Below are 20,629 nucleotides of genomic sequence, written 5' to 3'. Positions count from 1 at the left end.
TGCCTATGCCTACACTTGCGCTTCGGCTGCTGCTGCGCCGTTTCTCGTTGTTGCTGGCAGTCTATCTGTTGCTGCGCCTCGGCTTTTACTGGGCCAACCACACGACTTTTCAGGAAGCGACGTCCGGACAGGTGTTGCTGGCCTTCTGGCACGGTTTCCGGTTCGATATAGCCGCTTTGCTGCTGCTGAACCTGCCGTGGCTGGTGCTGTCGGTGGTGCCGACGTATGGGCACGGGTGGCAACGGCTGCTGCGCGTGTTGTATGTGCTGTTGAATACGTTGGGTATCGCGCTCAATATTATTGATGCTGAGTATTTCAAGTTTATTGGTCGACGCACTTCCAATGAGCTTACTACCATCGGCGACGACGTACGCCGGCAGGCAGGACAGTTGGTAGGGCAGTACTGGTATTTGCTCTTGCCACTGCTGGCGCTGCTGGCATTGCTGTGGTGGCTGTACCCAATGCCTACCCCATCGGCCATCAGAGAGGAGCAGACGCGCCAGCGCACCCAGCGTCCAGCACGGCGCTATGGCAGTTGGGCGGCGCAACTCGTGGTGTTAGTTGGGTTGATTGTACTGGGCATCCGGGGTGGGTTGCAGCTGAAACCCCTGCGCACCGGCGCGGCCTTTGTGCAGCAGCCGGCCGTGCTGGGCCACTTGGCGCTCAACAGCACTTTCACCTTCATCAAGAGCCTGGGCTACCAGAGCATTGACCATCGGCAGTATTTCGCCTCTACTACTGCACTGCGGCAGGCACTGGCGGCACGTCCGTTACCAGCCCCTACCCTACCTCCGCGCCCAGATAATGTAGTAGTGCTGTTGCTGGAAAGCTTCGCTTCGGAGTATGTAGGGGCCGAAAACAACGGCCACGGCTACACGCCTTTTTTCGATTCGCTTTCTACCCAAGGGCTGTTTTTTCGGGAGCATTACGCCAACGGGCGGCGCTCTATTGAGGCAGTGCCGGCCACGCTGGCGGGGCTGCCGTCGTTGCTGGAAAGCCCGTTTATCACCTCCAACTTCCAGACCGATGAGCTGCACGGCTTGGGCGAAATTCTGACCCGTCAGGGCTACAGCACCAGCATGTATCACGGTGCGCAGAATGGCACGATGGGCTTCAATACCTTTGCTGGGGCCGCTGGTATGCAGCGCTATCTGGGCTTGGAAGAATATCCCAACGCCACCCAAAGCCCCGATTTCGACGGCCACTGGGGTATTTTCGATGAGCCCTACCTTCAGTATTTTGCTCGGCAGCTGGGGCAACAGCAGCAGCCGTTTTTCAGCTTGCTGTTCACGCTCAGCTCGCACGAGCCATTTGGGTTACCGGCCGGTTACGAAAAACGCTTTCCCAAGGGCACGCAGCCTATTCATCGCACCATCGCCTACACCGATTTTGCCTTGCGGCAATTTTTCAAAGCAGCGGCCCGGCAGCCGTGGTATCAAAATACGCTGTTTATCCTGCTGGCCGACCATACGTCTCAATCGGACCAACGGGGCTACCAGAATACGCTGGGCGCTTACAAAACGCCGCTATTGCTGTTCCACTCCGGCCACGCCCTACCCCCAGCCGACACGCACCGCATCACCCAGCAAGCCGACGTGCCCGCCACTGTGCTCGACTACCTCCACCGCGGCGCAGGCGTCCCCCTCCTACCCTTCGGCTACTCCGTGTTCGACCAGGGCACCTCAGGCCGCGCCGTATTTCTGAGTGGCGGCAGCTACTTTTTGGTTCACGCTGATTTTGTGACGGAGCTAACGGCCGATAACCAAGTGCGCCTCTACCCCTACCGCACGCACTTCATCCCGGCTACTCCTCTGCCTAACCCTGACCCGCAGAAGTTGCGACAGTATGGAGATGAGTTGAAGGCCTGCGTGCAGTTTTACGTGAATGGATTGGTAGATAACACGTTGTATAAATAATGCTGTATCAAGGGAGTTTTTTGACTTGAGTAATACTACCAGGGCATGAACATTACATCAAAAGAACGCCCTGCTAAGCTTGTCGAAGCATCTCGCTCTGAACTACTGCAAAAGCCGCTTTTCTGGTAGTATCCAAATATCATAGCACCAACAAAAAGCCCCCACCAGCTTACGCCGGTGGGGGCTTTTCTTGTTACCCTTTCCGTACAGAGCAGCTTAGCGGAGCACAAGCTTCACTTGCTGTATGCCGCTGGCCGTGGTCAGGCGGGCCAGGTAGACGCCGGCGGGTAGGCCAGCGGGCTGCCAGGTTACCTGCACCGGCTGCCCTGCCGTGGCCGTGCCGGTGGGTAGCTGCTGCACCAAGCGGCCGCTCACGTCGTAGATGGCCAGGGTGTAAGCTTGATCCTGAGCTAGCGTGAAGGTCAGCTGCGTTTGGTCGGCGAAGGGGTTGGGGTAGCTGCGCAGGGTCACGGCGGCGCTGGTGTTACCCTCTTCAACCAACGTCAGCGAGGTGCTGGTAGCGGAAGCAGTTAGCGCGCCAGCCGGCTCGGTGCCGTATACTAGCTGGCCTTGTAGGTATACCGTCACACGGGCATTCTCCAGCAGGGTGTTGCCCTTGGCTTGGTAGGAATAGTCGTTGGCCTGTTGGAAGACCGACCAGTCCTGCTTATAGAGGCGGTACTGAATGTTGCCCGTGCTGCTGAGCGGCCCGAACGTGCCCAGCGCGGCGCTGAAGCGCAGCTCGGCGTAGGTTTGCGTGCCCGAGCGACCCGTTACAATGCGCACGTTGTTGTTGCCCAGTTGGGCGTAATCTACGGCCGAGAGCAGGGTAGCCGTGCCCTCGGGGCTTAGCCAGTAGCGCACCGTCAGGTCCTGGTAGGCGGCGGGGGTGTTGCCCTCGTTGCGCAGTTGCAGGGTAGTGCTGATGGTATTCGACGTAGTAGAAGAAGACGTGTTCTGCACGTACACGCGCAGGTTGCGGGAGGCCGCTACCGGAGCTGGCTCAACGCCCCCTACCAGCAGCCCGTTGCGGTACACCGTGATGCGTGCATTCTTGGTGTAAGCGCTGTTGCTGGCGTAAGAATAATCATCGGCTTCGTTGAAGCTGGTCCAGTTCTGCTTGTAGAAGCGTGCTTGGATGGGGCCAGAATTGGCACCGGCAGCCAGGTTGCCCGCCGCAGCCGAGAAGCTGTATTCCATGTAACCAAACGCCCCCTGACGCGGCTCCGCGAGCGACACATAGCGCAATTGCACGTTATTCGTTCCCAGTTGGGCGTAATCTACGGCCGAGAGCAGGGTAGCGTAGTCTTCGGCCGTCAGCCAGTAGCGCACCGTCAGTTGCTGGTAGGGAATGGCCGCGCTGCTCTCGTTGCGCAGTTGCAGGTAGGGCTTGATGGTGTTGTTGGTAAGCTGGCGGTCGGCATCCTGATGCAGCACGCTCAGGCTGGCAGCCGTGGCTTGCACCGTCACCGTAAACGGCTGGCTTACCGTGGCGCAGCTATTGGTAGCGGTGGCCGTCACGGTGGTAGTGCCTACCGGGAAGGTGTAAGGCGAAGTAATCGGCGTTACGGTGCCGTTCTGCACAATAGAGTACATCAGCTCAGGAGCCGGACTACCTGTAACTGTAGCGGCAAATGCTACGGAGGCGCCGGTCTGGCCATACGCGGCCGCTACAGGTGCTAGGGTAGGCACGGTTACTACGGGCGGTGCATTCACCGTTACGGCCTGCGTATAGGTGTCAGCGCACGTACCCTGCGTAATCGTCAGCGTGGCCTGGTAGGTGCCGGCCGCGGCGTAGGTGTGCGTGAAACTGCCTTTGGTGGTGTAGTCGGTTTTGCCGTCGCCATCCACATCCCAGGCAAACGTAGCGTTGCCTTCCACCACCGTAGAGGTGTTGGTGAAGGCCGTGGCCGTGCCAGCGCAAGCAGTAGTAGCCGTAAAGGCTGGCTGGGGCGTTTCGCAGGTGATGCCGGTTTGCACGGTCCGGTAGGTAGTCCCTATCCGAATGCCGTCGATAACCAGCGCTGGAGAGCTAGAGCCTTGGCGCAGGGCCAACGTGCCGATATCGGAGGGCGAAGAGTTACCGGCTTCACTGACGCTGATAGTGGCGGTGGCCGGCTCGGCGGCGGCGTCTGGGTTGATGAATAGCTGGCTCACGTTGCCGCTTTCGTCGAACACATACTTCACTACCAATTGGTAGGTGGTGTTCAGCTCATACTCGGTAGCGGTGTAGGTAGGCGCACCGCTGCCGCTGATGCCAAATTGCAGCTTGCCCGTGCTCGTACGGCGTACAAACACCCGCGGCCGGAAGGTGGAGCCCAGGTTGGCAGGACCCAAGTGCAGGAAGTAGTCGCCGGTGGTAGTAGCATTGCTCACGTTCACCAAAAACGACGCATACACCGGCGTGCGGGCATACACCGGCGCAAACGGCCGGTTCACGTCCTCGCCGCTACCCGTCAGGGCCGTGGCGTTGCCGATGTTGCTGGCGTCGTAGCCGGAGTAGCTCAGGCTGGGCGTTACCACGGTGAGGGCGCGGGAGCCCGCGCCGCTGTGGGCGGTCCAGTTGTTGTCAGTCAGCAGCGTGCCGGCAGGGTATTCGAAGTTTTCTACCAGCAGGAGCTGCGCCGGGGCGGCCGGCGTGGTCTGCTCCAAAGTACCGGGCGCCGTGGTCAGGTAGTTCTCTGCGAAAGGCGTGTTGTTGTCGTTGAACGCTACCACGGCAAACGTGTAGGCCGTGGCGGGACGCAGACCAGTAACCAGCACGCTATCGGCGCTGCCGCTGTACACTATGTAGTTGCCGGTGCCCACTTGGCTACCCTGCCCGAAGGCCGCGTTGGCAGTGTAAGTGGTAGCATCTACGGGCAGCGCACTTACGGCGCTACCCTGGCGCACCAGCACCAGGCGCTTGGCACCGTCGCCACCTGCTAAGTGCAGTTGTATGGATGTGCTGGTTACCTGCGTGGCCGTAAGCGTGGGCTGCACGGTAGGCTCGGCGGCCAGCGCCACGGTGGCGGTGGTGAAGGTAAATTCTTCGCCATAGGCCGTGCTTACAGCCGTAGTGGCGTATGCGCGCACATAGTATGTGGTACCGGGCAACAGGTCAATCAGCTTGCTTGTGAAAGAGCTGGCGCTGGTGCTATCTACCGTGCGGTTGGTGCCTAGGGTAGGATTCGCCTCCGTGCCCCACACGATGCCGCGGGCCGTTACGGGGCTGCCGCCATCATTGGCGATAGTGCCCCCGGTGGTGGCGCTGGTAGTCGCTACAGCCGATACGGCCGTAGTGCTCAACGTGGCCGGATACACGGGTGCCGTGCCGGTGCCGCTAACCGTTACGGCTTGAGCAGGTTGGCCCGTGCTGGTCACAGGAATAGCGGTCTGATACGCTTGCGCCGCCGTGGGGGCAAAGCGCACGTCAATAGTGGTGCTACCCACGGTGCCGCCGGTAGGCGCCAGCGAGATGGTGCAGCAGGCAAACGGGTTGCTACCCGTACGAATCTCAACACCCGCCGGGGGCGTGAGTAGAACAGGCGCCGTGAGGCCGACACCGCTCACCGTAAACGACTTAACTGCTGAAGAACCGCCGGCTACTACATTACCAAAATCGGCTAGGGTAGCAGTTGAAACGGCTAGCTCCGGCTGCGGGGCCGTCAGGGTGATGGTGATGGGCGTGCTGCGGCCGGTTACGTTGCCGCAGTCGGTGGTGGCGCTGGCTACTACATAGTACGTGCCCACACCAGGAAAATCGGAGCCGCTTACGCGGTAGGAGGATGCCGTAGCGTCGGCAATGGGCGTAAATGGGCCGGCTGGGCTAGTGCCGTACTCCCAGCTGAACGTAGAAGGAGCGGCGGCAGTGGCCGTCAGCAGATTACCGGTGCCCGTGGTGGCCAGCGTTTGGCTACCCGCAGGCGTTACCGTTACGACGTTGGTAGGCGAAGCCAACGTCACCGTCAGGTCGGTACCGTTGTCGTTGCCGAGCGTCGCGGGCGTATCGTTCACCACCCGAATGCGGTAGCCGATGCCACTGGGCGTGCCAGCCGGCAGCACCGCCGAAACCGGCGAGCTAGTACCCGTACCGATAATGCTAGCCGTGGTATTCGCCGGAAACACACCATTGGCGTCCGACAACTGCACCTTGAACGGGCCGCTGAACGTGCCTGTAGCAGTGAAGGGCACCTCAAACACGGCGCTGCCAGCACTGGTAGTTAAGCAATAAGAGCCCGCGTAGGCCGAGGGCGTAGTGGTGATGCTGGCCGTGGGCGTAGGGGTAGTGCCACCAGCCAGGGTAGGCGTCAGCACTACATCATCCAGCCCAATACCTTGGGCGTTGGTGGCCCCTCCTACCCCCAGGTAGGTCCAGCGCAGGTAGTAGGTAGCATTGGCAGGCAGGTTGAGGCCCGTGAGTGTCAGCTGTTTGGTGGCCGAAACAGGTGGGTAGTGGTAGGCGTTGGCACCCGCCGGCAAGCTCTCGGTAGCCGCAGGTTGCGCCTCCCAGGTCACGCCATCAGTACTCACAAAGAACTGCCATTCAAACGCGCGAGTGTTGGTGCGGTACTTCTCCACCGCAAATTCCACCGCCAGGTCCTGAATGGTAGCGCCAGACGTGTTTTGCACGGCCAACAGCACATGGCGCGGCACCGTATAGCTACCACTAGCCAGAAAGCCAATGGCGCGGTCCGGTGAAGACGCGGCTGCCCCGAAATTGTAGGTGCCACCCGCCGTGAAGTTATTGCCGTTGGCAGCCTGCGTGAAGGCCGTATAGTTGTTGGCGCTGGTGTAGGAAGGCGCGGCTTCGGCCGAGAACGTGAAGCCGGCCGGCAGCACACCGGCCGCCGTGGTGCCCAACTCGTTGAAATCAACGGTGGTAGCGGTGCCGGTGAGGGGTAGCTGGGCCTGTGCCGGCAGAGCCAAACTACCTAGCGCCGTAAGCGCTAGCAGCGTACGTACGCGCCCCAGTAGGTGCTGCGCAGGTCGCCGGAAAGAGGAAAGGGTAAAACGTGTATCCATAGAAAAGCGGCGGGGCCGCGACAAACCGTGAGAAATCAAAGGTTAATTGGTCGGGCCGTTGTCTACTTTCGCTTCCACCACAGCCTGCACTTCCAGGGGTAGGGCCGAGAGCAGGTCTAGGCCCGTGGCGGCCTCAATGGCATCCACGGAGGTGCGGTAGTCGCCCCACTGCTCGCTGAGCGAGTTGATATTGGGCGTGTCGATGGCAATGATGCGGGTGCCAGCCGTGATGCGGGCCGCGTCGTTGTCGCCGACCGGCAAAATCACCAGCACCTTCCACACGCGGTTGGGCACCGTTACGCGGCCCTGGTCAATGGTGGTGGTAGTGCCGCCGTTGCTGCCCGAGCCGCCCACGCCATAGCTACCCATAATGATATACACCTCGTTGTCAGGCAATAAGGTGCGGCCGTAGTTTTCCAGGTTGGCCCAGGTTTTCTGGTTGTTGTTGGGCGCCTGCGGAATCATGTTCGTCATCAGGAACGTGGCCGAGTTGTTTTCCCGCGTAGAGGTACGGTCGGCGGAGGGGCAGTTGTGGCCCCTATCAAAGCCCGAGCCCGTGTAGCTACTCGACTGCACCTGGTACCAACCATCGGGCAGGCTGGTGTCGTTGCGGAAGTTATCCTGCCGGCCCACGCTGCCGCGGTCCGAGGCGTCGAGGTGCCAGCTCACCCAGTTGGGCGTGCCCCGGTCGCGGCTATACGACACGGCGTACTGTGGCTTGTCGAGCAGGTAGTTGTTGGGGTAGCTTGGGTCGGCGGTAGCCCCGCTGGGGTTGCCCAGCGCCAAATGGGAGTTGTCTACCGACGGCAGCGTAGCACCAAAAGGCGTCACCGCAAAATCGTCGATGTTCAGCCGCGCAGCGCCGCCTGAGGTCTTGCGAATCTCAAACTTGACAGCACCCGGAATATTGGCCGTGAAGGCAGCGGCCTGCAGTGTGCTGCTGGTGGTGAATACCGTGCTGCCTACCTTGGTCCATTTGTCGCAATTGCAAGCGGTTTGGGGCTGCGCCCACAGCTCCCAGCTGCTGCTGGCATCGGTGCCGTAGAGGGCGTGCTGCACCGTGATGGTCGCAGCGCCGTTGGGTAGGAAGAACTGCATGGTCAGGCGTCCCGTCTGTTGGAGGCGTACGGCCTGCGCACCGTTCTTGTGGTCGGCTTCAGCGGTGCCTACTACGGCGTCGGTGAGCAGCCAGGTACCGGAGGGGAAGGTCACTTCTCCGGCCGGGTAGGCAGGTTTCGCCCCTGTATCGAAGGTTTCCTGCGTCGCACCCGTGGGTGCGGTTTGCCCCAGCACGCGCGGTACCGAAAGGGCAAAATAAGACAGGCAGAGCAGCCAAGCGGTGCGGCTACCCAAGCGTAAAGGTGTTGGCATGAAGTAGATAAAAGGATCCAAAACAGCCCCCTACCAGCAGGGGCACAAAACAACGCACAAAGCTACGATGCCCAGTAGGATCCAATCATCACCAAATTGTTAAATCTCGAAATTTTGCACAAAAAATTGACGATATAATAATATTCATATAAGCTGCTTAAAAATCGGACAACATCCTGTTAAATAATTATCTCTCCATATACTTATAATTATTCTATTTTATACCTACTCTATACGACTCCTATCTATATCAGCATCTTTTCCTACTATGTAAATAACTTGTCATTTGCTTCCAAGATTTTCCTTCTGCCTCAGAAGCGTAATTGCACTCTACCTCTCTCTATTTAAGTAGTCGCAAGTATTCTCGCTCAATCTCCTCGCTTTCCCCGAAAAAGCTGCTAGCCTGAGAGTTCCATCCTGCCTGCTTGGCCCACCAGACTGTTGATACGGGAGTTACTTCCGGCGTCTGCGACGCCCTGTGGTGAGGAAAGGTTGGCTGGGCTAGTATATGCTGCACCACGGCATCGGGCAGACGCACGGCATGACACTCGAGGTAGTGCACCAAACCTTCAGGCCAACAGTAGGTGCCATCCGTCAAGTCACAGCTGCCCAACTGATTATCAGCTATTCCGCACCGAAAGCGACACCAACTGTAGCCCATCCATGCTGATAGAGGATACCCCTGCTTTAAGTATAGGACCACAGCTTGACGCGTCTTAGCATCCCACTGCTATCTACAAACCGGGCCGGATCAGGCAAGGCAGGTTCAAACAAGCTACGCCAATATCCGAATCCTATAAGTTCTTGCATATCATTTGAATACATCCTTAAAAAACACTATCTAGGCTGCACCAATTAGAGAGAACGATACATTATAATAGAGTCTCACGTAGAATTTTACGCCATGGTGGAGTTCAAGGAAACGCAAAAAATGACCCAGTGGTGGCTGTGGCTTCTACTCGCAGGGGTTGTTGGAATTTGGGTGTGGGGCATTACGCAGCAAGTTATTCTGGGCCAGCCTTTCGGCAACCATCCTATGTCGAATACCGGGTTGCTGGTTTCCTCTGTCTTTCTAGCAGCCATCGTCGCCTTTTTTTATTCCCTCACCCTCCGCACGAACGTCAACGCGCAAGGAATCCAGTTGCGCTACACTCCGCTAACCAGCACGCAACTAACCTGGGCTGACATTCAGAAGGCTGAGATCATCCGGTACGGGTTTGTAGGGTATGGCATCAGAGCCTCCCCTACCTACGGCACGGTATACAATGCAAAAGGCAAGACCGGCCTGCTGCTGCACAAAAAGAGCGGAGAAAAGTTCTTGCTCGGCACGCAGCATCCCAAGCAATTAGCGCAGGTAGTAAGCCAATTTGTTCCAACCAGCTCCATCGCTGGCTAAGACTACTCTACGTGCCCGATGCTGAACAACTTTTGACCTTTGCTGACTGGCGGCGTGCTGAATAACGGTGCCGCTCAGCTGGGTAGGGTCCAGCGAACAAACTGCTGGGCGGCCACGATGGGCGGGTATTCGTAGCCGTGTACGCCGTCTATGATGCCCACTATAGGCCCCTTTTTGGTGCCATAAAATACGCTTACTGGTATCATCGTGCTGTCCTTATCATCTGTAAGAGGTAGTAGATAGATAGCTTCAAGCTGGCTTTAATAATTTGGTTTTGGAAGACGAAGGGCTTTACCAGCGCAGCATCAGCGTTGAAAAATTCGGTTATGCAAGCCAGTAAAAAAAAGCGTTCGAGTGAGCATACTATGAGGTAAGCTTTACGTGTTGGTCGGACACCTGTGGCGTCCGACCAACACGTAAAGCTTAGCGCGGGGCCACGGGCCGCGCCCGGAACAGTAGCAACCCCACGGCTCCTACTACCCCCGTGCTAATCAATAGCTTCCACAGCCCCTGCACGGCCGTAGGGGTTTCGGAGGTGCTAGTGAACGTGTGGGTAGGCTCGCCGGCGTAGTCGGTGTGGGTGAAGGGGGTTTTGTTGAATATGAAAGGGTAGTAATAGGCGCGTAGCGCGTCGTGATAACGCACCGCGCTTTGCTGAAACGCCAGGTGGGTAGGCAGGTCGGAACCGGCCAGGGCGTTGAGGCTGGTTTGCACGTTGATGGCCGGCGACAGCCAATTCAGCTGTTCTACTAACTCGTAGCGCTGGCGCAAGCCAGTGGTGTAGGCGGCCACCAGAGGCTGCACCGACACGTCGCCGAGGTGCTGGAAGGCGTAGTACCAACGCCACACAAACCGCTCCCGAATAGTAGCCGTGTCGCGCCATTGGGGGTAGAGGGCGAAGAAACGCTGCATCGTTTCAGCCTTAGGCTTGTCCCAACCGCCGTGGATTTCTTCTCGCTGCTTCACCGTCAGTTCGATGCCCTGGGGCACAGGGCGCTTCGCGGCTACGTATACGTTCAGCAGGCCTGGCACCAGCACTAGCAGCAACAGCCACACGCCCACCAGCGCCACCGCATTAAAGGCCGACGGCCGCTGCCACGCCGTGACCACCAGCGCCACCCCAAACCAAAACAGGCAATACAGCATCACCAAAGCCAGCCATACCCCTACCCTACCATCCAGCGGCACTTGTGCCCACAGCATGCCCAGCCCCGACAGCCCCCACGCCAGTCCGAGCACCAGCCCCAACCGAAACGTGAGCTTGGCCCCTACCACCACGCCCGCCGAAACCGGCTGCGCCAGCAGTAGCGGCAGGATCCCCTGCTCCCGCTCACTCGACAACAGATTAAAACACAAGGCGATAATCAGCAACGGAAACAGGTAAACCAGCACAAACGCCAGGTCGAAGTTGCCGCTGAGCATTTTGGTGGGGTTCACATTTTCGGCGGCATAGAGCTGGCCTTGCAGGCCCAACAGCCGCAGCTTCACGTAAGAAGGGTTCACGTCGCGCTGGCCCAGCGAGAGGCTTGCCCAGTTTAGCGGGTGGTGCACGGCAAAGGTGGTGTGGTAGTACCCAATTTCGCCGGCATCGGCAGGCTTCGGGAATTTAACTTTCAGTTCCTCCACGTTGTGGTGGGCCAGGGTAGGCAGCTCGGCCAGGTGCTGGCGCTGCCGGTTTATTTCGGTGGTGCCGTAGTAGATGCCGTAGAGCCCCACCAGCAACACTAGGCCCGTGAGCACCACAAGCCCTTTGGCGGCTTTAAAGTGCCGCCATTCGTATTGTACTAAAATCCAGAAAATCTTCATCAGCCTACACAACAGGGGTTTTATCAATTACTTTCAGCCCGAGCCAGCTCAACCCCACAGCCCACAGCAGCAAGGCCAGCGCGGGCAGCAGCAGGTAGCTCAACGCCCAGCCCACGGGCGGCGCCTGGTAGGCGAAGGTGGGAATGGCCTGCCAGGTGGCGGCATCCAGCTTGCGCTCTTTATCGCCGTAGCCCATGCCAGCTTGCAAGCGGTTGAGGCGCTGCACCAGCTGGTAGCGGTAGCTTTCGGCGGCCTGCTGGAAGTGCACGTAGTGGGCAAAGTCAGAGCCCGCCAGGCCCATCGACAGCGGCCGGATGGCCTGGTAGGGATTCAATAGCCCGGTCCAATTGGAAATGGCGTTTTGGCGCTCGTAGGTCTGGGTGAGGTCGGCGAAGTGCTGCTGATACACCTTGCTGGTGTAGGCCTCGCTTTCGGCCATTACCAGGCCGCCCACGCTCACGGGCAATTTCTCCTCGGAATCGACGCCATACTGTTTTAGCAGATTGGCTTTGAGGGCGGCCGTGCGCTGGTCCTGCGGATCGTGGCCGTTGATGCCTTTTTGGGCCGTTTCGTGCACGTCAGCGTCCATTTGGGCTTTGGTGATGGTGGGGAACAAGGTAGCGCCCAGGTTGGCCGTGGCTTTGGGTAGGATGATGCAGCCCAGCATCCAGCAGCCCAACAGCAGCACCAGCGCCGAGCGACCATGCCGCTGCCGTGCCGACACCACCACCGCGCCCACTATCCACAGGAAGAAATACACCGCGTAGCTTATCACAAACAAGGCCAGCCGCACCCATACATCGGTGGTGTGGGCAAACGACTCTTCCCCAAACAGCAGCCACGCAGCCAGCGCAAGGGCTGGCCCTACCACCAATGCCACGGCGCGGCCGTAACCCACAATCTTCCCCCACGCCACTTGCCGCAGCGGCACGCCCTGACTAACAAGTAGCTTGAGCGTACCCGTCTCGCGTTCCTCCGTGAAAGCGCTGAAACACAGGAAAACAATGAGCAGCGGCACCAGCACTTGCAGCACAAACGCCACCGTCAGCTCCCCAAACCGAATCAGAGAGCCCGACTGCTGGGCCTGGCTGAAGTTGACGCTGTTCTGCTGGTGCGCCTCCAGAAACACCGACGCGCCAGTGAACGAGTCCAGCCCCGCATCCAGAAAGCTTAGCCCCGAGCGCGGCCGGAAGGCAAACGAGCCGTAGTGCGCCACCCGGTGCGGGTGGCGGTTGGGCTGGTGGTGAAACTGGTCGTTAACGGTTTGCTGGGCCACCATGCGCTCCTGTTGCAGGGTGCGGTAGCTGGCCCTACCTACCAGCGTGGCCGCCAGCAGCAGGGCCAGCAGCAACACGCTCAGCACCACAAAACGCCGGTCGCGCAGGGTGCTCACGAATTCTTTTTGGGCAATGCTCTGTATCATGAAATGGTTTTCTTAAGCTGTTCTAATCTGCGAGTCGCCCGCCGGTCCGACGCCGTAGGCGTCCGACCGGTTGTCGTTGCACGAGCTTCGTGCTGATGTTGCGGACGCCTAGTGCGAGCGGCGCGGCTGCCAGCAAACGACGACCGGTCGGACGCCTGCGGCGTCGGACCGGCAGGCGACTACTGCATGTAGGTGAGATAGAGCTGCTCCAACTCGTTGGCGTTCAATGTGGCCGTGGGGCGCACGTCTACCAGTTCGCCCTCGCGCATGATGCCTACTCGTGTGCCTACCTCCTTGGCTCGGAAGATGTCGTGCGTGGCCATGAATACGGCCGTGCCTTGCTGGCTCAGCTGGCGCAGTAGTTCCGAAAACTCGTTGCTGGCCTTAGGGTCGAGGCCGGAGGTAGGCTCGTCGAGCAGCAGCACCTTGGCGTGCTTGGCCACGGCAATGGCAATGCCTACCTTCTGGCGCATGCCTTTGGAGTAGGTACTCACGCGCCGCTGCACGGCCTCGACGGGTAGTCCGGCTTGGTCCAGGTAGGCCAGTAACTCCTTCTCTTTGTAGGAGAAACCCGCCAGGCTACTGAACAACGACAGATTCTCCAGCCCTGTGAGGTGTGGGTAGAGCATCACGTTTTCGGGAATGTAAGCCAAGTGCTGCTTGATCTTGAGCGGATTAGCGGCCACCTCCAACCCATTCAGGTAGGCCGCCCCGGCCGTTGGCTCAATGAAACCCAGAAACAGGTTGATGGTCGTGCTCTTGCCAGCACCGTTTTGGCCCAGCAAGCAGAACACTTCGCCCTCTTCAATCTGCAAGTTCAGGCCACGCAACGCCAGCTTATCGGGATACTGCTTGCGTAGGTCTTTGGCTTCGAGGATGTAGGTCATGTGTTGTTTATGGTTTAGCACTAGCTCCCCTCCATTTCTGAGGGGCTGGGATGGCTCTGGCTAGAGTTAAAGAGCTAGATTTAGTATCGTTCTGACAAGTTTTACCACCCCCTACCCCCTCCTTAAAAAAGGAGGGGAGCTAGCTTCTAGAAAGTATACCCCAGCGTTGCCATGAAATTGCGGGGGGCACCGGGACTGGTGCGGAAGAAATCGTAGCCGCCCACGAAGTAGTATTTGTCGAACACGTTGTTCATGTTCACGTGGAAGTTGAAGCGGTTGATGGTGTAGAACAGCGCCACATCGGCCACGGTGTAGCTAGGCCACTGCGCCCAGTATTCCTCGCCTGTACCCACTGCTTTCACCTGGTTTTCGCTGCGGCGGTTGCCCACGTAGTTGCCGCCTATCCCTACCCCGAAGCCACGCAAGCCTGGCACTGTGAAGACGTATTTTGCCCACAGGCCGCCCATGTGCTTGGGCGCATTGGCGAGCGGCTGCCCGTCCTCAGCCTGCAAATCGGCATCCAGCACTTCCGTGCGGTTGAAGGCGTAGTTTAGGTTTAGACTGAGGTTTGGCAGCACGTTGCCGGTTAGCTCTACCTCCGCGCCACGCGAGCGGGCTATTCCGTTTTGGCGGTACACCTGCCCGCCTTCGGCCGTGAGGCCGTTGGTGGCTACCAGTTGATTACGCTTTTCAATCTGATACACCGCCACCGTACCAAACAGCGCCTTATCGAAGAACTCGCCCTTCAGACCAGTTTCTACTTGGTAGCTGGTTTCGGGGCTGAAAGCCGAGCTGCGGCCGTAGCGCTCCGGGAACCGGATATATTCGGGCTTCAACGGCCGGAAACCGGAGCTGTAGCTGGCGAAGTAGTTCAGGTTATCGAGCAGGGAGTAGGTCAGGCCGGCGCGGGGTAGCAAGCGGCGCTGCGGAACAGTGGTAGAGCCATCGGGGTAGTCGCGCTCGTCGGCAAACAGCTCGTAGCGCACGCCCAGCAGCACGCCCAGGCGCGGCGTCACTTCCAGCTGGTCTTGCGCGTAGATGCCCACCGTGTGGTACACCGAGTTGATGTAGTCGACGAAAAACTGCGGCAGGGGCCGGCGGATGTACTTAGTCGGGTCCTGAATTTCGTACAGCGGGCTCTTCAAATCAAAGGTCAGCGGAGTGGCAACACCGTTCACCAGCTTTTGCCGGGCCTCAAACATGGTGCTCTGCTTATCAGTATTGAAGCGGATGTAATCGGCGCCTACTACCACTTTGTGGGCAATTGGGCCGGTGTTGCGGTTCAGCGAGAAGTAGGTCGAGAGGTTTTTGGTGTACTCCTCGGCGCGGCGGTCGAAGTAGCGCAGGTTCACAACTGTGTTGGCGGGCGCATCGGCAAAGCTGTTCAGGGTGCGGTGCTCGCTCAGGTTTTCGTTGTAGGTGAAGTCGAGGTAGGACGCGCTCAGCGTCAGCCAATCCGTAAATTTGTGCGTGAGCGAGGCGTTCAGGTAGTAGGTGTTGGTGCGGAAGTAGTCGCTGGGCTGGCTCAGCGTCAAGGAGCGCGGGGTGGCGTACAAGTCGTTGGCCCGGATGGGTAGGCCGCGGTCGAGGTAGCCGTCGATGTGCGTGTACACCAGCTCGGCGTTCAGCGTGGTTTTGTCCGATACCAGGAAGGTCACGGTAGGCGCTATCATCAGCGACTTGGTGTCATTCACGTCGCGGAAGGTGTTGGTTTTTTCATAGCCCGCGTTGAAGCGGTAGAGCACGTTCTTCTGCTCGTTGAGCGGCCCCGTGAAGTCGGCCGTGGCGCGGGTGGTATTAAAGCTGCCCGTGGAAAACGTAACGGCTTTGCGAGCTTCGGCCAGCGGCTTTTTCGTTACCATATTAATGGTGCCGCCGGGGTTGATGTCGCCAAACAACGCCGCGCCGGGGCCTTTCAGCACCTCCACCCGCTCCAGGTTCACCGTGAGTGGCGCCTGCGTAAACGAGTTACCGTAGCTGAAACCCGAGCGCAGACCATTGAGCAACCGGAAGCCACTTTCGTAGCCGTTGCGGAAGCCGCGCACGGTGAAGTCGTCGTAGTGCGAGTATTGCGCCACGCCGGCCACGTTGCGAACCACATCAGTAAGGCGAAATACCTGCCGGTCCTCCATCAGCTCCTTGGTCACAGTCGAGATGGACTGCGGCACGTCGATAAGCGCCGTGGCCGTGCGCGTGCCCACAAAGCTGTAGTCACTCTTATAGGTAGTCTCTTTGCGGCCCAGTACTTCCACCTCCTGCAAGGCGTTGGAGCTGGCGTTCAGCCGTATTTCGACGGTGGCACGGGGTGCCTCGGCCGTGAGCAGCACCGTGCGGCGCTCCTCGCTGAAGTTGAGGGTGCGCGTGACGAGCGTTATTTGCTCCAGCGGCAGCTGATCGAGCGTAAAGCGGCCCTGCACATCGGTGAGGGCAGAAAAGCGCCCCGTGGTTTCTACTACTGATACGCCCTCAATGGGCTTATTATCGGCGCTGAGAATGCGCCCTGTAATCTGTCCTTGCTGTTGCGCGAAGGTCAACAGTGGCATCAACCAGAGAAAAGCGAATAAAAGTTGTCGCATAAAAGTGCTGTGAAACCTATGGCGTACGCCCAGGCCGGCCACTAGGAAGTGGCAGTTGAGAGAAGAAATTGAAGGGATGGCTCGCAAAGCGAGACTAGGCGCGGCAACCGCTAGCGCATTGCAACCTTACAAAGGCGCCCGAATGGCAATTGAGAATAGGCATGCTACCCTTCTTCGGGCCTAGTGGGCTACGTGCAAACGCTACCCACACACGATGAAGGTATGTTGCACTTGAAAAGGCAGCCCGAAACCGACGTAGAGCCCGAAAGACAACCAGTACAGAAACACGGTAGTAGTTCGGCAGAATAAGTCAGCTTGCTACCGAAACAAGACTACCCCACTGGCGGCCCACGTAAGGCAGGTCGGCATCCAGTATAAGAGACGCGATGTACAGCAGCCAACGGCCGATAGCAACGGTAGGCCGATGCGCGCCACGGTGCTACTATGCGCAACGCAGCTACATGCTGAAGAGGCGCATCATAAAAATGCTCCACCGCACAATGCTGGTGCTGAGACGTTAACAAGGCCTTGGCGCTACCCTGGCCTGCCACTGCCCGAGCCGGCTCGACGGTGGTATGCTTATGCGCGTGCAGGCTCAGCACAGCCGTCTCTGGCGTTATAATACGCCCGAGCAACAGCAGCAGCCACCAGGCTACTAGTTGATGACGGCAAGCTCGTGTTAGCAGCAACGCATGAAAACTAGATGAACCACAAAGGTAGGCAGGCATTTCACAATGCAACTCTGTTGCGGCATAAAAATATCTTCCGCGTCTCTATCCCTGCCTTCCTCTAATTTGCAGAAGCTGCTTCAACACTAGTTGCCAGATGCTGGCCCCTACCCTGCCGCCACGTAAGGGGGCACTTCACTCAGCCGCTCGTTGGTGCGCTGCTCAAAATCGACACGCCAGCAGTGATGCTCCAGGCCATTGGTGAGCAGCAGCAGCGGCGCCCCGATGGTTTGGTTGTAGGTAGCCGCCTGCATAGCCACCGCGGCCGTAATAGGAACGGAGGGCGCTTTACACTCTACCAACAGCAGGGGTTTGCCGTGGGCATCGTAAGCACAGAGGTCGGTGCGTTTGCGGCGCTGGTTGTAGGCGTGGCCGCGTTCCAGAGAAAGCAGGCCCAGTGGGTAGCCCAGATGGCCGGTGAGGTAGTGTACCACGTGCTGGCGCACCCATTCTTCGGGCGTCAGAACTACGTGCTTGCGGCGCAGCACGTCCCAGATTAGGATATTTCCGCCCGAATTTGTAACTTTGTAGTCGAAAGGCGGCAGGTTTAAGGCTTGCATCACCTCCAAAGGTACGGCCCAGAACTTCGGTTCCCGCTTTTTCGCTCCGTGCCGTCGTATCCTGATTTTTCAGGGACCGACGGTTTTTTTGTACCCGGATACATGGTTGTATGGCTATATGTTTGAATGGTTGTTTTCACAACCAGCTACTTCGCTACACCCAAAATCTGTGGAGCATGTGGGGCGTCGTGCTGAGCGCAGTCGAAGCATGACAACAAAAACAACAATTTAACAATCAATAACTTAAACTTAAAAATCACTCTATGAAAACAAAAGCTGACATTGTAGAAAACTGGCTGCCACGCTACACGGGCGTACCCCTGAAGGATTTCGGACAGTACATCCTGCTCACCAACTTCTTGAACTACGTGCACATGTTTGCCGAGCAGTTTGGGGTAGAGGTGCAGGGCCTCGATAAACCCATGCAAACGGCCACTGCCGACGGCATCACTATCATCAACTTCGGGATGGGCTCGCCCATGGCAGCTACCGTAATGGATTTGCTCTCAGCCGTGAAGCCCAAGGCAGCACTGTTTCTGGGTAAGTGCGGCGGCTTGAAAAGCAAGACCAAGCTCGGCGACCTGATCCTACCCATTGCCGCCATCCGGGGCGAGGGTACTTCCGACGACTACCTGCCCGCCGAGATTCCCGCCCTACCCTCCTTCCGGTTGCAGCGTGCGGTATCCTCTACTATCAAGAAGTACGAGAAGGACTACTGGACCGGCACCGTATACACCACCAACCGCCGCGTGTGGGAGCACGACACGGCCTTTAAAGACTACTTGCGCCAGATTCGGGCTATGGCGGTGGATATGGAAACGGCCACCATCTTCACGGTAGGCTTCGTGAACGAGATTCCGCACGGCGCGCTGCTGCTAGTGAGCGACAACCCCATGACGCCCGACGGCGTGAAAACGTCCGAGAGCGACAAGAAAGTAACCGCCGACTTTGTGACCACGCACCTGCAAATCGGCATCGAGTCGCTGCTGGAGCTGCGCAACTCCGGCGAATCGGTGAAGCACATGCGCTTCGAGTAAGGAGTTCCTACCTGCGCTTTCGGCCCTGCCCTACCCGGCAGGGCTTTTTTGTGGGTTGTAGTCATTTGTTATCCCTACCTTATCTGTCATCTTTCATCTGGTGTCCGCTTGCGAAGGACCTTATCACGGTAGAACAACAGGCGTAACAACGACTCGTTCTCGCGTGAGAAGGTCCTTCGCTACGCTCAGGATGACAATGACAAGTGGAGTTGGGATGACAGATAGGCATTGTACCTTTCGATTCCTTTTCTACCTTCCTCTATGACCCGACGCCTACTACCGCTTCTGTTCCTGCTTCCGTTTCTGAGTTGCCAGTCTACCAACCGCCAGCAAGCCGATCTGCTGGTATACAACGCCACCGTGTACACCGTTGACTCCACCTTCAGCAAAGCGCAGGCGTTTGTGGTGCAGGACGGCAAGTTTGTGGCAGTGGGCGCAGCCGATGCGTTGCGGGCGAAGTATCAGGCGAAGGAGGAAGTGGATGCCAACGGCCAGTTCATCTACCCCGGCTTCTACGACGCGCACTGCCACTTCTACCGCTACGCCCTGGGCCTGCGCTCCGCCGACCTGGTAGGCACCGAATCGTGGCCTGCGGTGGTAGGGCGCCTGACCCAGCACCACCAGGAGCAGCCCAATGCCACCTGGCTTACGGGTCGTGGCTGGGACCAAAACGATTGGCCCCGCAAGCAATTTCCTACCAAAGACACCCTAGACGCGCTGTTTCCCGGCACGCCCGTGTTCATTACCCGCGTGGATGGGCACGCTGCCCTGGCCAACCAAGCTGCCCTCGATTTGGCCGGCATCACGGCCAACACGCCTATTAGTGGCGGCGTGATTGGTCGCGACCGGCAGGGCAAGCTTACGGGCTTGCTGGTGGATAACGCCGTGAAGCTGGTATCGGCTAGAGTGCCGGACCCTACCCCTACCGAGGCCGAAGAGGCCCTGCTGCAAGCCCAGCAGAACTGCGTGGCCGTGGGCCTCACCAGCCTCGCCGATGCCGGTCTGGACCGCGCCGACATTGAGCGCATGGCCGCCTTGCAGAAGCTCGGTAAGTTGAAGCTGCGCCTCTACGCCATGCTCAACCCTACCCCCGAAAACAAGGCCTATTACCTACCCAAAGGCCCGGTGTTTCAGAACCGGATGACCATCTGCTCCTTTAAGGTGTACGCCGACGGAGCGCTGGGCTCGCGCGGCGCTAGTTTGCTGGCGCCCTACACCGACCACCCCGAGGAAACCGGCTTCCTGCTCCAACACCCCGAGTACTACCGCGACTTAGCGAAAGAATTGGCTGCCACCAAGTTTCAGATGAATACCCACGCCATCGGCGACTCCAGCAACCGCCTGCTGCTGGATATTTACGGCGCCGCGCTCCAAGGCCAAACCGACCGGCGCTGGCGCATCGAGCACGCCCAGGTGGTCAGCCGGGCTGATATTCCGAAGTTTGGTCAGTATCACATTGTGCCCTCCATTCAGCCTACTCACGCCACCTCCGATATGTACTGGGCCGGCGAGCGGCTGGGCCAGCAACGCCTCGAAACCGCCTACGCCTACCAGGAGTTACTGAAGCAATACGGCCAGGTAGCGCTGGGCAGCGACTTCCCGGTGGAGGACATCAATCCGCTCTATGGTTTCCACGCGGCCGTGGCCCGGCAGGATGCCAAGAATTACCCCACCGGCGGTTTTCAGATGCGCAACGCCCTGAGTCGCCCCGACGCCCTGCGCGGCATGACCACCTGGGCCGCCCACGCCGCCTTCGAGGAAAAACAGAAAGGCCAGATCAAGCCCGGCATGGCCGCCGATTTTGTGGTACTGGATACGGACTTGCTGCAAGCCCCCAACGACAAGTTGCGCGGCGCTAAGGTGCGCCAAACCTGGATTGCTGGCGAGCAAGTGTTTTCGATTAAAAAGAAGAATTAAATGCTGGA

Annotated in this window: 12 protein-coding genes; 4 read left to right on the top strand and 8 right to left on the bottom strand. The window is 58.8% G+C overall.

Translation table 11 applies throughout. The annotated features are described in order from the left end of the window. Positions 1-5 precede the first annotated feature (5 nt). A complete protein-coding gene (locus J4D97_RS00465) occupies positions 6-1,916 on the top strand; it encodes an LTA synthase family protein (protein ID WP_208305916.1) in 1,911 nt (636 codons plus the stop codon). 216 nt (positions 1,917-2,132) lie between these two features. On the opposite strand, the gene J4D97_RS00460 is transcribed toward J4D97_RS00465, so the two are convergent. After that, positions 2,133-6,920 (bottom strand): cellulose binding domain-containing protein, encoded by a 4,788-nt coding sequence (locus J4D97_RS00460; protein WP_208305915.1) that lies wholly within the window; start codon positions 6,918-6,920, stop codon positions 2,133-2,135. A 42-nt stretch (positions 6,921-6,962) separates the two neighbouring features. Further along, complete coding sequence (locus tag J4D97_RS00455) at positions 6,963-8,291, bottom strand: DNA/RNA non-specific endonuclease (protein WP_243900075.1); 1,329 nt, start codon at positions 8,289-8,291, stop codon at positions 6,963-6,965. A 904-nt stretch (positions 8,292-9,195) separates the two neighbouring features. On the opposite strand from J4D97_RS00455, the gene J4D97_RS00450 reads away from it, so the two are divergent. After that, the gene (locus tag J4D97_RS00450; RefSeq protein WP_208305914.1) at positions 9,196-9,687 is read left to right on the top strand and encodes a hypothetical protein; all 492 of its coding nucleotides are present in this window, start codon (positions 9,196-9,198) and stop codon (positions 9,685-9,687) included. A 74-nt stretch (positions 9,688-9,761) separates the two neighbouring features. Here J4D97_RS00450 and J4D97_RS23695 read toward each other — a convergent pair whose 3' ends face one another. The 6 genes from J4D97_RS23695 to J4D97_RS00425 form a co-directional block, all read right to left on the bottom strand. Continuing rightward, positions 9,762-9,893, bottom strand: coding sequence for a hypothetical protein (locus tag J4D97_RS23695; protein ID WP_279592400.1), 132 nt, complete (start codon positions 9,891-9,893; stop codon positions 9,762-9,764). A gap of 217 nt (positions 9,894-10,110) precedes the next feature. Beyond that, positions 10,111-11,493, bottom strand: a complete 1,383-nt coding sequence (locus J4D97_RS00445) for an ABC transporter permease (RefSeq protein WP_208305913.1) — start codon at positions 11,491-11,493, stop codon at positions 10,111-10,113. A gap of 4 nt (positions 11,494-11,497) precedes the next feature. Continuing rightward, a complete protein-coding gene (locus J4D97_RS00440; protein WP_208305912.1) occupies positions 11,498-12,916 on the bottom strand; it encodes an ABC transporter permease in 1,419 nt (472 codons plus the stop codon). Between the two features lie 179 nt (positions 12,917-13,095). Then, the gene (locus J4D97_RS00435; protein WP_243900074.1) at positions 13,096-13,803 is read right to left on the bottom strand and encodes an ABC transporter ATP-binding protein; all 708 of its coding nucleotides are present in this window, start codon (positions 13,801-13,803) and stop codon (positions 13,096-13,098) included. Between the two features lie 146 nt (positions 13,804-13,949). Then, positions 13,950-16,346: a TonB-dependent receptor gene (locus tag J4D97_RS00430; RefSeq protein WP_243900116.1), complete on the bottom strand. Its 2,397-nt coding sequence runs from the start codon at positions 16,344-16,346 to the stop codon at positions 13,950-13,952. 868 nt (positions 16,347-17,214) lie between these two features. After that, entirely contained in the window at positions 17,215-17,667 is a 453-nt protein-coding gene (locus tag J4D97_RS00425; protein ID WP_208306474.1) for a type I restriction enzyme HsdR N-terminal domain-containing protein, read from the bottom strand. Positions 17,668-17,930: 263 nt separating this feature from the next. Between J4D97_RS00425 and J4D97_RS00420 the strand changes: the two genes are divergently transcribed. Both J4D97_RS00420 and J4D97_RS00415 read left to right on the top strand, forming a co-directional pair. Further along, positions 17,931-18,704 (top strand): AMP nucleosidase, encoded by a 774-nt coding sequence (locus J4D97_RS00420; RefSeq protein WP_185283062.1) that lies wholly within the window; start codon positions 17,931-17,933, stop codon positions 18,702-18,704. Between the two features lie 261 nt (positions 18,705-18,965). After that, positions 18,966-20,621 (top strand): amidohydrolase, encoded by a 1,656-nt coding sequence (locus J4D97_RS00415; protein ID WP_208305910.1) that lies wholly within the window; start codon positions 18,966-18,968, stop codon positions 20,619-20,621. Positions 20,622-20,629: the final 8 nt, after the last annotated feature.

The organism is Hymenobacter defluvii (assembly GCF_017589435.1).
Taxonomy (GTDB): domain Bacteria; phylum Bacteroidota; class Bacteroidia; order Cytophagales; family Hymenobacteraceae; genus Hymenobacter; species Hymenobacter profundi.
Note: the sequence above shows the minus strand (reverse complement) of the source record. Positions and strands in the feature narration are given on the sequence as shown.